Source organism: Parendozoicomonas haliclonae (genome assembly GCF_900174585.1).
GTDB lineage: Bacteria > Pseudomonadota > Gammaproteobacteria > Pseudomonadales > Endozoicomonadaceae > Sansalvadorimonas > Sansalvadorimonas haliclonae.
The window spans coordinates 16,279-28,508 of record NZ_FWPT01000013.1; the positions used below are offsets into that span (position 1 = coordinate 16,279).

Sequence of the window (12,230 nt, forward strand, 5' to 3'; positions counted from 1 at the left end):
TATTATGGATAGAAACCCTGATAGTGACCCTTAGCTCCTCTCCAAGGTCACAGCCAACCAGAATGGAACGGAACCATGGAAGGATCCCGAGGCGTCAGCTCTCAGACCAGTACAACCCCGCTTCAGTCAGAAACCCCAAAAGCCAAATCAACGGGTAAAAGCCGCTCCCAGCGCAAAGTCACCATCGCCAACTCACTGCGCAAGTTTTTCGGCACTGGCGCTTCCAAAACCAGAAGCGCACAACCCAAACCCCTGCATCAATATCAACTCAGGCCAACCACAGCGCAGCTGCACTTTAACAGTAATGGTCAGCGCACTACCGTGGATGTTTCCCTTCAGGCTCAAAAGCTGGGCAATCAGGGTTATAACCCGGTAGAGACCTCTGTGATTCTCGGCAACACCGCCCACGCTACTGGCAACAATATGCCGGAGCTGAGCAGTCGGGTTGAAGCCGTGCCCCAGAAAGGCTCCCTTCAGCATCAATGGCTGTCGTGGGCAGTCAATGATCTGATGCGCAAGGGCTACCCACCCGCTGAGGCTAATAATATTGCCCTGAACGGCATGAAGTGGGCCGGCCCGGATATAGGCAAGTTCCAGAACTATATCCAGAAGGCACCGCTCACTGCTCAAATGCAGCAGCATCAGGACTTCCAGTGGGCCATTGGCAGCTTTGCGCACAAGGGCTATGCCCCACAAACGGCTGGGCAAAGCATTCAAAGTGCCATGCACAAATTTGCCGGTAACCGGGATGCCTTTATCCAATGGGTAAAAAACGCCCCACCGGCAAGACCTCTGGAGCCAATGAATCAAGGACAGTATGTCAAAGATATCCTGCGCCCCTCCATGCAGCAGATCATGCTCCAGAAAGGGTTCAGCGAAGACAATGCCAACGAGGTAATCGATACCCTGATCCGGCAGGCCGGTGGAACCGAGAAGGGTAATATGGCTGCCGTATGGGAAGGGGTTCTTCTGATCAAACCGACTAATGAAGGTCAGGAAAGCCCACCACCGCAAAACCTGGCCCGACTGACCACAGCCGAAGCTTATAACGTGCTAGGTCTGAAAGAAGGTGCCAGCGCCAGGGATGTGAAAAAAGCCTTCCACAAGCTCTCAAACCAGCTGCATCCGGATAAACATGTTGGCAAGCCGGAAGCGGAAGTCGCACGATTGGAAGAGCAGTACAAACAGGTCGTCAAAGCCCACGACCAGATCACCAAACAGCATATTAAATAGCACCTGAATCAGCCTGCCTTTCACCGGGCAGGCTGCGCCTCCCGATATTTAGCTTTACCCCCCAGCGCCGATATGTCCGGCATATTCCTGAATAAAGGCCTCTTCTTATGCTGAGCCGCTACACCCCGGATATGTCGCCCGCCCAGATACTCCAGAATCTTGAAAAGGATTTAGAACAGGCCAAATCCCAGGGGCAAACAGGCCTTATCGGCTTGTGCCCAAAGACCCAGCGGATGATCCTCCCTGTTGGCGAGCACAATGAAGGGAAAGGGCTTATGGGGCTAATCAGATCCGGAAGCGCCTTTCACGAGCTCCTTACCGAAAAATTCAAGGATTCCGGTGTCAGCCTCTCTTCAGCTATCCGCTATGTCGAACTGCGCGACTTTATCAATAAGATCAAAGCCACCCAGCCCACGCTGTACATACAGCAACAGCCAGAAGAATCACCGACAGTACAGAAGACACCGCAGCCAGGCGTCTACTCCTCCGATATGTCGCCGGCCCAGCTCCTGCAGACCCTGAAAGAGGATATAGCGCAGGCCAAAGTAGATGGACGTCTGGGCGATATGATTGGGATAAACCCGGAGACCCACCAGATCTCCGCCTATCAAAAAGGCCAGACATGGAAAGTCTATAGTCCTACAGCCAAATCCCTTCATGCACTGCTGACAGACAAATTCAAGGAATCCGGCGTCGAACTCTCCAATGTTATCAGTTATGGTCGGCTACGGGACTACATAGCCCTGGTGGAAGCCGCTCAACCCACACTCTATAGCCAGACCGAACCAGAGATTCAGCTCACTCGCCAGCCCTCCGGTGACAGTGGTTTCTCCAACGACTCCAACAACAGTTCACCGGAGATCTCCAGACGCTCATCCGCCAGCTCCTCTTCAGAGAACGAAGGTGCCAGTGACTCAGAAGTCGAAGTCGTCGCCACCTCGCTACGTAGCTTCGATCGAGAGAATAATGTGCAGGAGGCGCGCGAGTATACCGGCCCTAGACGCAGAGTTGCCCGCGATATCGATGTCAGTAAAGCTCTGCCCACCCAGGGGTTAAGCCGAGGCGAACAGATCCCTTTGGGAATGGGCGACAACGATGCAGAGGATCTATCCAAAACCCTGAAACTGAGCCGTAGCCTGCAGATGGAGCGGAGTCTGGCCGGTGAATCATCGGTGACTTCAAAGGTGCCTGATTACCAGGCCCTCTTCCCTGGCGGTGAAGGGTATGCCGGACCTGTATCAGACGACTACAGCGTTTATGCCCAGCTCGGCTGCTTTGCCGTATTTAATCGCACCAGTGAGCTGGAGCTGAATGGCAAGGAGTACCCTGACCCTGATGGCAACCGCTGCACGATCAACTTCCGCCTCAGTGTGGCTGAACAGGATTATGAAAAAGCCTGGAATGCCATTAGAGGGTTGATGGCCTCACCGGAAAATCCTTTCCAGATTTATAAGATGACTAATTTTGGCGCTGTTGAAAAATACGGATTCAAGGATAAACCGGAAGGCCTGAGGTTAACGGAAGGCGGACAGTTTACCCTTTACTGCCTGCGTGATGACGACGAGGATCTGATCAAGGCAAAAACCGCATTCACCTTGAAACTGGAAGATCGCCTGCTCAAAGCCGGCGTTCGCCCAGGAAAAATTCCGGACTCGGATGGCACCTTTGAAGGCCACAAAATGTTCAGCTACCGGGATAAACATTTCAACCGGCAGGGATTAACTGCGTCCAGCCGCGCTGAGCTTGAAGCCACGCCGATGTACATGCGGGTCCAAAATGAGATAAACGCCCAATAGAGTGTATCCAGACTTCTTCCTCACTAATGCCTTCTCTCCTGCGGGAAAAGGCATTAATTATTTTCTCCTCACCCGATAAACTATCCCCACAGCTCTCCAACACAAAACTTCCCAATAATGGTGTGCGATGTATCCACTGAATTATATTGAGCCTGTCTTCCGCCCACCCAGTGAGTGGCAATCTCTTATCCTGCAGGTCACCAATGGCTGCTCGTGGAACAACTGCACCTTCTGCGAGATGTACACTCTTGAGAACAAGAAGTTTCGGCCCAAGCCCCAGCAGGAGATTGAACAGGAGCTGATAAAGGTTGCGGCCAGCGGATTGCCGGTTCGCAGGGTCTTTCTGGCTGACGGTGATGCCATGACTCTGTCGTTTCGCAGGTTAAAAGCCATTCTGGAAGCTATTAATAAATATCTGCCCGGCGTGCAGCGTATCTCCTCCTATTGCCTGCCCCGCAATCTCAATAACAAGACCGTGGAAGAACTGGCTGAGCTGCGTACCATGGGATTAAGCCTGATGTATGTGGGTTGTGAATCCGGTGATAATGAAGTGCTGGGCTTTATCAAAAAGGGCGAAACCTATGCCAGTTCACTGACCGCGCTGGAGAAAATCCATGCTGCGGGTATGAAAAGCTCGGTAATGATTCTGAACGGTTTGGGCGGTCAGACCTTTCTTGAACAGCATGCCATTAACTCGGCAAAACTGATGAACGATGCCCAACCGCACTATCTCTCGACACTGGTCGTTTCATTTCCCATGGGTGATGAACGTTTTCGGGAAGGGTTTAACGGACAGTTTCAACCCCTGCAGCAACAGGACCTGTTTCGGGAGATGGAACTGCTGCTCGATACGCTGGAACTGAACAGCACGATCTTCCGCAGTGACCACGCTTCCAACTATCTGGTATTGAAAGGCACGCTGGGCAAAGATAAACAACGGCTGCTTGATACAGTACGATCTGCCCTCCATCAGCCGGGGAGTATTCCCCTGCGTCAGGAGTGGCAGCGAGGTTTATAGCGGACGATTTACAGCGTGATTAACAGCCGTCCAGAGCCGTACGGCTGATAATTTCATCCTGCACTTCCTTGCACAACTCGACAAAGAAAGCACTGTAACCGGCTACCCGCATAATCAGGTCGCGGTGCTTTTCTGGATGTTTCTGGGCATCAATCAGCGTTGCATTATCCACATAGTTGAACTGCATCTGGGCATTGCCCATCTGGGATGCCGTGCGCAGCAGCTGAATCATCGCCATGCGCGCTTCCGGGGTTTCCAGCGTGCCACTGACCAGCTTGAAGTTATGGGACATACCGAGACTCATGGACTCGACATTGATCTTGCTGACCGACTTCACCACCGCCGTTGGCCCCTTATTATCCGCCCCTTGGGATGGGCTCATACCATCGGAGAGCGGCTTGCCGGAATAACGACCATCCGGTGTCGCACCGACCATGCCACCCAGCGGGGTATTAAACGACTGGGACAGGGTTCCGTGAATCATCCGCGCATAAAGTGATTTATGGCTGTTCATGGTCTTTTCGGTAAAGTCGACAATATCGGCGGCAATCAGATCCGCATAGTCGTTGTCATTGCCGTACTTCGGAGCCCGCAGACATTCCAGACGCATCAGCTCGTAGCCTTCCCAGTTTGTCGCCAAAGCATCACGGAACTGCTCAAGGGTATAACGCTTCTGGTCAAACACCAGATGGCGAATGGCGGCCATGGAATCCACATAGGTTCCCAGACCCGCAAAAATGGTGCCCGGACCTTCATAGAGATAGGCACCTCCGGCGGTCACATCCTTGCCACTGCGCATACAACCATCCACCCACAATGACATATACGGGTTTGGCATAGTGTCACGCACCAGCTTCTGATTGATCAGCGTGCCTTTGGCCGTCTGTGCGATCAGATGAATCAGCTGATCCTTCACTGCGGCATCAAACTGTTCGTAGGTCGTGAACTGTTCCAGCGGACCGGTATCAATGCCTTGAACCGAACCATGCCCCGGATAGAAGCCCCGGTTTAGCATCATTTCCAGCGTGATTGGCCACTGGGTAAAACCACCCGCCGTCCACTGATGGATACGTCCAGATTTCTGCGGTTCCACACAACCCATCAGGCAGTAGTCCCGGGCATCATCAAAGTCGAAACCCTTGCGCAGCATCATGCGGATATGGGCATCATCAAAGTGAATCGCCGGCATACCCATACCCGTGCGGGTCACTTCAACAATTTGCTCCAGATACTTGTGCGGAGAAAGGTTGTGAACACGGCAAGCCAGTGAAGGCTGATACATTCCGGTCAGTCGTACCGCATCCATCACCAGATACGTCAGATCGTTAGTCGCATCCCCACCTTCACGCTTCACACCGCCAACACACATATTGATAAACGGCATATACCCGGCAAAGTAGGTTGCCGTGGCTTCCGGGGTATACCAGATCATCTCGGAGCACTTAATAATGAAGCAGCCCATCAGTTCAAGTGCCTGCTGCTGCGTCATGCCGTCAGCCATGCTGCGGGCAAACGCCGGGAACACATACTGGTCAATACGACCCAAAGAGGTACTGCACTGATTTTCTTCCATCAGGAACAGGGATTGAATCGTCCAGATTGCCTGCAGCGCTTCATGGAAAGTTTCCGGTGGATTAGCGGGAACGCGGGCATTGACCCGGGCAATATCCACCAGCTCGGTCTTGCGAACCGGGTCACTCTCCTTCTCCGCCAGCTCAAGGGCATAGGCAGATAGACGACGAGAGTAAGTCAGAATACCTTCGCAGGTTTCAATGGCGGCCTGGTAGTAGTTGATCTGATCCAGCGCTTCCGGATCAAAGCCCTGGGCAACTTCAGCCAGTCGTGCTTCAGCTTCAGCCTTCAGTCCGTTAACGCCCTGGGTAAACAGAATAATATCGTACCCTGGGCTGGTATCACCGCCACCACTGGTATAGTGATAGCTCAAATCACTGATACAGGCTTCTGCAGCAAACTCCCATAATCCCGCATCACGGAACTTCTGTTCGCAGGCTTCATCAAGGGATTTGCCCTGCCAGAACGGGAAGATTTCCTCCCTTAACGTTCGCTTGTCTTCTTCAGAGATAAAATACGGGTCCTGAGGACGAGTCGCGATGGTTTCCAGCTCATCGGTCAGCCAGCGCCAGGCGGTATCAGGAGAGAAAGCGCCAGCCCGCGGGCTGCCACAGGGATGACCAACAATCAGCTCACCACCCTGAATCAGTAAAGGTGCCGTTTCACAGGCCCTGCGAAAGCCTTTGGCCCGGAGCATGTTATTTGGCAGCCCCGGAAATTCACGGTAAACCTCGGTATAGGCTTTGGCTCGGCCAATAGTGATACTCGGCTTAACCTGCAGATAAGCATCTTTCAGCCCGCGTACCCGCGGTGGCATCTGATCTAGCGACTTAACAGCGTCGTCCATGGACTCATTCACACAATGATGACGAAAGCCGACATCCTACGCACAAATACTTGGAAATGAGTTGATCTATATCGGCAGTCAAAGCGGATGACAACTAGACTTCATGCCTCTTCCCCAATGCGGTCCGGAGATATGATTATTCCTAATCTGAGGCAGCTCCCCATCCTGGCGATACTGCTGGCATTCCTGCTGCAACCTCTTGCCCACGCCGACGACAGCTTTCAAGTAAACGACTTTAACCCACCATCTCCCGATTATGTGCATCCGCCGTCTGTTTTGCAGACCATTCTGGAAAAAGTGGTAGACGAGCTGTTTGCCTCTGGCCATTCCCTTGGAAACAAGCTGGTCAAGCATTACGCCTACAGTACCAACAAGGTGGTGAAGGACTTTTTGATCAGCTTTTATATCCGCAAATTCAATGTCAATCTGTCAGAGCTTCTGGACCCAAACCCTGAGCATTACGCCAGCCTGGCTGATTTCTTTATCCGCCAGTTAAAACCGGATGCTCGCTCGCTGGATATGACACCCAACGCATTGATCAGCCCGGTTGATGGAACTGTATCTCAGGCAGGCCCGATTATTGAGGGCATGCTGCTGCAAGTGAAAGGCAAATATGTGCCACTGCTGGAACTACTGGGCGGAGACCAGGAGCTAACACAACGATTTATGGGAGGCAGCTTCGCAACAATGTATATGTCGCCGGCCAACTATCATCGGGTGCATATGCCGCTGGCAGCCAATATTGTGGAATCCATCCAGATTCCCGGAAGACTGAACAGCGTCAATGAGATGCATATTGAAACCATCAATGATCTTTATGGCACGAATGAGCGACTGGTGACCGTGTTTGTGAATCCGGAGGTGAATCTGCCTTTCATTATGGTCTGGGTCGGCGCCATGAATATTGGCTCCATAGAAACAGTCTGGACGGCCATGAACCCGGAGATTCCTCAATCCATTGCCCGCATGACCTACAACCCGGAAGTCGGCAACACCTATGCAGAGAAAGGGGAACAGATCGGCTGGTTTAACTTTGGCTCAACGATCATCATGCTGTTTCCCGCAGACTTTTCACCAGCCCTGCAGGTTACACCCGGGCAATCCTTCCAGCTGGGCCAGCCTATCGGCTACTTTTAAATCGTTTTTTCAACGAGGGGGTCGGCCATGAAAGCACAAGACAACAAAAAAACCCAAAAACAGCATCAGGGCCAGGTACCGGCAAAACCTTATCCCAGAGGACTCAATATGGAGGCGATAAAAAGGAAAGCGCTCGAACGCTTTCCAAGTCTCACCAAAGAAGATATCGACCAGATGTTCTAGCATCTGGTCGAGAAGGCGTTTACTTCCCCAGCCTACTGGCGGCTAAAGGAGCTCTAGAAACGCTTGAGAGGATAAATATCAAACCGTCCTGATTTACCTTCAAGGCGATATCCTGGCTCCTGTTCGGCAAGATCAGGGGCTCGCTTTGGACGCTTGACCACCACCCGGTGTTCCGCCAGAGCCAATGCCGGTGACAGCAGATCATCGGCATCCAGATCCGGCCCTAACAGGGTCTGGAACAGCACCATTTCCTTTTTCACCGCCGCCGCTTTATCTCGATGCGGGAACATAGGGTCCAGATAAACGACATCAAACTTACGACCTTCTCCAATCATACCCTGCATCAGCTCAGGGGCGTGCCCGGAAAGCAGATTCATACGAGCCACAATCGACCCGGCGTCTTCATCACTCGCCGCGCGCTGCAGACCATCCGCCAGCAAGGCACGAACAATTGGAGAACGCTCCACCATAGTTACCGTGGAACCCATAGTCGCCAACACAAAGGCATCACGCCCCAGGCCAGCGGTTGCATCCAGAACGGATAATGGACGACTGGCATCGGCAATACCGACAGCCTTCACAATCGACTGACTTTTGCCACCACCGTATTTACGACGGTGACCGACAGCACCACCAACAAAATCCACAATCACCGGCCCCGGTGCTTTCTTACCGGTCTGCTGCAGTGCCAGCCCCTCCGGGCTTTGCCAAAGTACCAGACGCTGTTCACGTACATACTTAGGCGCATCCTGCTCAATCACATCAAGTCCGGTCAGCGCCTGCAGCTCCGCAATTCTTTCAGAACAACAATGGGGAGTCGCAAGAATGGCCGGTGCTAAATAAACATCTTCCACAATAAATCTCGAAATCAGAGCGCGGAACTATCAGGTCAGAAGCGCGGGTTTGCTTTCCCAAAGGCCAGGATGGCCTGAGAGCGAGTCAGACCAGGACGGTCTGTCCGAGCGGGGAAAGCAACCCGGGATTCAGACCGAACACCTAATGCCTCAAACAAACAGAACACCCAGCAACACCAAACCCAGCAACATACGATAGATCACAAACGGCATCATGCCGATGCGATTAATAAAGGCCAGGAAGAAGTGAACACACAGGTAGGCACTGATGCCAGCAACCACAATGCCGGAAAACATAGCCATCCAGTCTACCGAAACATCAGAAGTAACCAGCTTCAGTGTCACCAGGGTTGTCGCAGCCACAATAATGGGAATAGACAACAGGAAGGAAAAACGGGACGCCGCTTCACGCGTCAGCCCCAACATCAATCCCACAGTAATGGTAATACCGGAGCGAGAAGTCCCCGGAATAATGGCCAGAGCCTGGGCAAAACCGATAATCATCGCCTGCTTCAGTGTCAGTTTTTCTAACGGCTGCGTCAGGTTAGGGCGACGATCAGCAAAACCCAATAAAGCACCAAAGATCAGAGTGGTTGCTGCAATCACAGCTATAGAGCGCATGGCATCATCAAGGCCGGTCACAGAAACAATGCCACCGAAAACCACCGCAGGAATGGTTGCCCAGATCAGCATCCAGCCCTGACGGCTATGCAAAGTGGACGGCGCCTTACCCACAGAGTTCAGCGTCCAGTCCCGGGCGATCTGGAACAGATCATTACGGAAGTAGAGCAGCACGGCACTGAGAGTACCCAGATGCACAGCCACATCAAAGGCCAGTCCCTGGTCAGCCCAACCCAGCAGCTGGGCCGGCAGGATCAGGTGGGCAGAGCTGGAGATTGGCAAAAATTCAGTAATCCCCTGAATTAACGCCAGAATAAGAAGTTGCCAGGTTTCCATCCCATCATTCCTTACTGTTTTTTAGCTGGACGTTCACTTTTCTTCAGCGCGACATTATCACGCAGATACACCGGCAGCGCCTGATCAGCAGGAACAGCCTGCCCCGCTGCGAATACCGGACCAGCCAGTGCAGCAATATCCGCCGCATGGGGGAAAGCCTGCTCGGTAATCTGAGCCACAGCCAGCTCGGTTAATCTGTCACTGTAGCACCAGCCGGTACCAATACCGGTCACCTGACCAATATTTTGCTGAACGGATTCCGGCAACAGAGAGAAGATCTTCTCCGGCGCGGTCACCTGCTCATCACCCACCAGCGTCATCAACTCACCTTCGAGCTGATACAGGCCCCAGTACACCTCATCCATACGGGCATCAATCAATGCCAGTACCTGAGTGGTACCCTGCTCGCGGTAAGCCTGCTGGGCCAATGCGGCCAGAGTCGATACCGGAACCACCGGCACATCCAGAGCCCAGGCCAGCCCTTGCGCTACACCTGTGGCAATACGAACGCCGGTAAAAGCACCCGGACCACGACCAAAAGCCAGAGCATCGATTTCACTGCGTTTTACCCCCTGAGCGGACAACAGCTCATCAATCATTGGCAACAGTCGCTGGCTGTGCTCACGGGGAATCACCTCATAGATTTCCTGAATGGCCTCAGCAGAGCTATTGGTGTCGTACAGCGCAGCGGAGCAGGCTTCCGTTGCGGTATCAAGGGAAAGTATCAATGCCATAGCGGGATATCATTCACTGTTTATAACAGCCGCCCATCAGCACGGCTGCTACGAGAAAAGGGAAATCGGGCAACCATACACAGTCAACCCCGCTAACTCAAGCCACCCCGTAATAGGCGTGCAAGCAATACTGAACGCTCGGTTATGAACAGATAAAGACACCATCTATCCAAATAACAAATGTGGACCAAAGGATATTTTTGTGGCCTTACCTATTTCAGAGCGTCAACAGCCCGCACCGCCCCAATCTCACACTGTGGCACCGCCTGAAGACACCGTTATTATTGAGGGCAGCTCCTGGAAGGTTGTCAAAGGGACACCACTGATATGCGATATTTGTAAAGAACGCGTAGCGACCACAACCACCCAGTGTCTTGATATTACCCATGGTATCTGCCAGCCGTGTGATAGTCAGATTACGGATAGAAGATGCAGTCACTGCCGGGCCTCTATAACAAATGAGGATACCCTGGAAAATGTCAGCAAGAATCTTGTTCAGCTTGCGAACAAGCTCACCCTGAGCTGCACAGAACCAGACTGCCAATGGCAGGGAAGCTATGGCGATGCCAGCAAACATGGTGCATCCAGAGAAAACCATATCTACCAGTGTCCAAACCATGCCCATGGCTGTAGCGAAAAGGGCACACAGGTTGACCTTCAGGAGCATCAGCTTTCCTGTATTTACAACACAGAACAGTGTACCAATTGTGATAGCAGCTATATCAAATCCCAGCGAGCCGATCATTTGGAACACTGCCTGATGATGCCGGAAACCTGTGCAGTCACTCTGCTTCGTTCGCAGTGGAAGGCACTGGAATCAGTTCTTGACGAGCGCACACCACTCTCGGCTTTATCCGATTCTAAAAAGCTCGCAGAGTCCATAAGAAATCGTCAGATCATGGACAGCCCATGCAGCTATGGCTGTGGTTTCTATTCAGATGCGCTGAACACGCTGGGAGATCACTACAAAATCTGCCCAGAAACCCCTGTCAAGTGCAACAACGACTGTGGCGAACAGATTGCTCGCAAATCTCTGCTGGACCATAACAAACACTGCGACCATGTAGAGCAGGAGTGCCACAGAGGATGCGGCGCCCGTGTTATCAGAAAACGTCTGTTATCCGGAGAACATGACAAAACCTGCCCAAAGTTGACTATCCCCTGCAACTACTGTCAGAAGAGTTTTGAACGACAGGAAATTTCACTGCACGAACGAACTTGCCATAACCGCCCGGCACCATGCCGTTATTGTGGGAAGAAAATGCTATTCAGCGAGAGTAAAACGCATCTTGATCACTGTGATAAGACCATGCCTTTTACGCTGACAGACCATACCTACATCATTCAACCGGAATCAACCGGCCTTGTTTTCCAGCGCGAAGGGGAAGCTGTATGCAGCCATATCTGCATCCGGGAAAGCGCACATATCCTTAATAGCTGGATGTCTGGCCGCTCGGGAGAGATGAGGATGAATTTGGGAATTCTTGACAAAAAGGAACTGACCTTTTCTCTTGGAAACAATATAACTACGTTGATGCTGGATGACGCATCGCTGAAGATCTTCAGTGATTCATACAATATCAGCAATTTTGAAGTGTTTTGCATCAATGAAAATGGCAATAAACTTTTTACACTGTATTCCTCCGATGCCCGTGAAGCCCAAGTATGCAAATCCAGAGTTGATCTTAGTCATTCATGTGTGCTTTTAACAAGAGAGATTCTGGCAAAACAGCCTCAGCATGACATCCTGTATCTGATTATCAGCCTGCGATCCCATACAACCTTGTTCCCGGCAAAGGCCAAACAATTACAGGACAAACAAGCTACACCCCAAAAAAAATCATGGTGGTCTAGATAATAAAAACCGCAATCCACCTGGAGATCTCTTCCCTGTCGTCC

The 12,230-nt window shown here is 52.1% G+C and carries 11 protein-coding genes; 6 read left to right on the forward strand and 5 right to left on the reverse strand.

The annotated features are described in order from the left end of the window. Nucleotides 1-75 precede the first annotated feature (75 nt). The 3 genes from EHSB41UT_RS21555 (at nucleotide 76) to EHSB41UT_RS21565 (ending at nucleotide 4,047) form a co-directional block, all read left to right on the forward strand. A complete protein-coding gene (locus tag EHSB41UT_RS21555; protein WP_087112936.1) occupies nucleotides 76-1,233 on the forward strand; it encodes a J domain-containing protein in 1,158 nt (385 codons plus the stop codon). A gap of 107 nt (nucleotides 1,234-1,340) precedes the next feature. Further along, entirely contained in the window at nucleotides 1,341-3,029 is a 1,689-nt protein-coding gene (locus EHSB41UT_RS21560) for a hypothetical protein (protein WP_087112937.1), read from the forward strand. 127 nt (nucleotides 3,030-3,156) lie between these two features. Continuing rightward, a complete protein-coding gene (locus EHSB41UT_RS21565; protein ID WP_087112938.1) occupies nucleotides 3,157-4,047 on the forward strand; it encodes a radical SAM protein in 891 nt (296 codons plus the stop codon). Between the two features lie 19 nt (nucleotides 4,048-4,066). On the opposite strand, the gene cutC is transcribed toward EHSB41UT_RS21565, so the two are convergent. Then, on the reverse strand, nucleotides 4,067-6,466 hold the full coding sequence (cutC, locus tag EHSB41UT_RS21570; RefSeq protein WP_087112939.1) for a choline trimethylamine-lyase: 2,400 nt from the start codon (nucleotides 6,464-6,466) through the stop codon (nucleotides 4,067-4,069). A gap of 87 nt (nucleotides 6,467-6,553) precedes the next feature. Here cutC and asd point away from each other — a divergent pair, with 87 nt between their 5' ends. Further along, entirely contained in the window at nucleotides 6,554-7,603 is a 1,050-nt protein-coding gene (gene asd / locus EHSB41UT_RS21575; RefSeq protein WP_087112940.1) for an archaetidylserine decarboxylase, read from the forward strand. Nucleotides 7,604-7,630: 27 nt separating this feature from the next. Further along, nucleotides 7,631-7,786, forward strand: coding sequence for a hypothetical protein (locus EHSB41UT_RS24670; RefSeq protein ID WP_165767369.1), 156 nt, complete (start codon nucleotides 7,631-7,633; stop codon nucleotides 7,784-7,786). A 53-nt stretch (nucleotides 7,787-7,839) separates the two neighbouring features. On the opposite strand, the gene EHSB41UT_RS21580 is transcribed toward EHSB41UT_RS24670, so the two are convergent. The 4 genes from EHSB41UT_RS21580 to EHSB41UT_RS24535 all read right to left on the reverse strand — a co-directional run bounded on the left by EHSB41UT_RS21580 (nucleotide 7,840) and on the right by EHSB41UT_RS24535 (nucleotide 10,998). Continuing rightward, on the reverse strand, nucleotides 7,840-8,640 hold the full coding sequence (locus EHSB41UT_RS21580; RefSeq protein ID WP_242667391.1) for a class I SAM-dependent methyltransferase: 801 nt from the start codon (nucleotides 8,638-8,640) through the stop codon (nucleotides 7,840-7,842). 150 nt (nucleotides 8,641-8,790) lie between these two features. Beyond that, the gene (locus EHSB41UT_RS21585) at nucleotides 8,791-9,597 is read right to left on the reverse strand and encodes an undecaprenyl-diphosphate phosphatase (RefSeq protein ID WP_087112941.1); all 807 of its coding nucleotides are present in this window, start codon (nucleotides 9,595-9,597) and stop codon (nucleotides 8,791-8,793) included. A gap of 11 nt (nucleotides 9,598-9,608) precedes the next feature. Beyond that, complete coding sequence (gene tsaB, locus EHSB41UT_RS21590) at nucleotides 9,609-10,331, reverse strand: tRNA (adenosine(37)-N6)-threonylcarbamoyltransferase complex dimerization subunit type 1 TsaB (protein ID WP_087112942.1); 723 nt, start codon at nucleotides 10,329-10,331, stop codon at nucleotides 9,609-9,611. Between the two features lie 217 nt (nucleotides 10,332-10,548). Beyond that, entirely contained in the window at nucleotides 10,549-10,998 is a 450-nt protein-coding gene (locus EHSB41UT_RS24535; protein WP_133060610.1) for a hypothetical protein, read from the reverse strand. A gap of 93 nt (nucleotides 10,999-11,091) precedes the next feature. On the opposite strand from EHSB41UT_RS24535, the gene EHSB41UT_RS21595 reads away from it, so the two are divergent. After that, nucleotides 11,092-12,189 carry a hypothetical protein gene (locus EHSB41UT_RS21595; RefSeq protein WP_133060611.1) on the forward strand — a complete coding sequence of 366 codons (1,098 nt, stop codon included), beginning with the start codon at nucleotides 11,092-11,094 and terminating at the stop codon, nucleotides 12,187-12,189. Nucleotides 12,190-12,230 lie beyond the last annotated feature (41 nt).

Excerpts from the sequence above, each read along its gene's own strand:
- EHSB41UT_RS21555 (WP_087112936.1), top strand. The coding sequence starts at position 76 with ATGGAAGGATCCCGAGGCGTCAGCTCTCAGACCAGTACAACCCCGCTT.
- EHSB41UT_RS21560 (WP_087112937.1), top strand. The coding sequence starts at position 1,341 with ATGCTGAGCCGCTACACCCCGGATATGTCGCCCGCCCAGATACTCCAG.
- EHSB41UT_RS21565 (WP_087112938.1), top strand. The coding sequence starts at position 3,157 with ATGTATCCACTGAATTATATTGAGCCTGTCTTCCGCCCACCCAGTGAG.
- cutC (WP_087112939.1), bottom strand. The coding sequence starts at position 6,466 with ATGGACGACGCTGTTAAGTCGCTAGATCAGATGCCACCGCGGGTACGC.
- asd (WP_087112940.1), top strand. The coding sequence starts at position 6,554 with ATGACAACTAGACTTCATGCCTCTTCCCCAATGCGGTCCGGAGATATG.
- EHSB41UT_RS24670 (WP_165767369.1), top strand. The coding sequence starts at position 7,631 with ATGAAAGCACAAGACAACAAAAAAACCCAAAAACAGCATCAGGGCCAG.
- EHSB41UT_RS21585 (WP_087112941.1), bottom strand. The coding sequence starts at position 9,597 with ATGGAAACCTGGCAACTTCTTATTCTGGCGTTAATTCAGGGGATTACT.
- tsaB (WP_087112942.1), bottom strand. The coding sequence starts at position 10,331 with ATGGCATTGATACTTTCCCTTGATACCGCAACGGAAGCCTGCTCCGCT.
- EHSB41UT_RS24535 (WP_133060610.1), bottom strand. The coding sequence starts at position 10,998 with ATGCTCCTGAAGGTCAACCTGTGTGCCCTTTTCGCTACAGCCATGGGC.
- EHSB41UT_RS21595 (WP_133060611.1), top strand. The coding sequence starts at position 11,092 with ATGATGCCGGAAACCTGTGCAGTCACTCTGCTTCGTTCGCAGTGGAAG.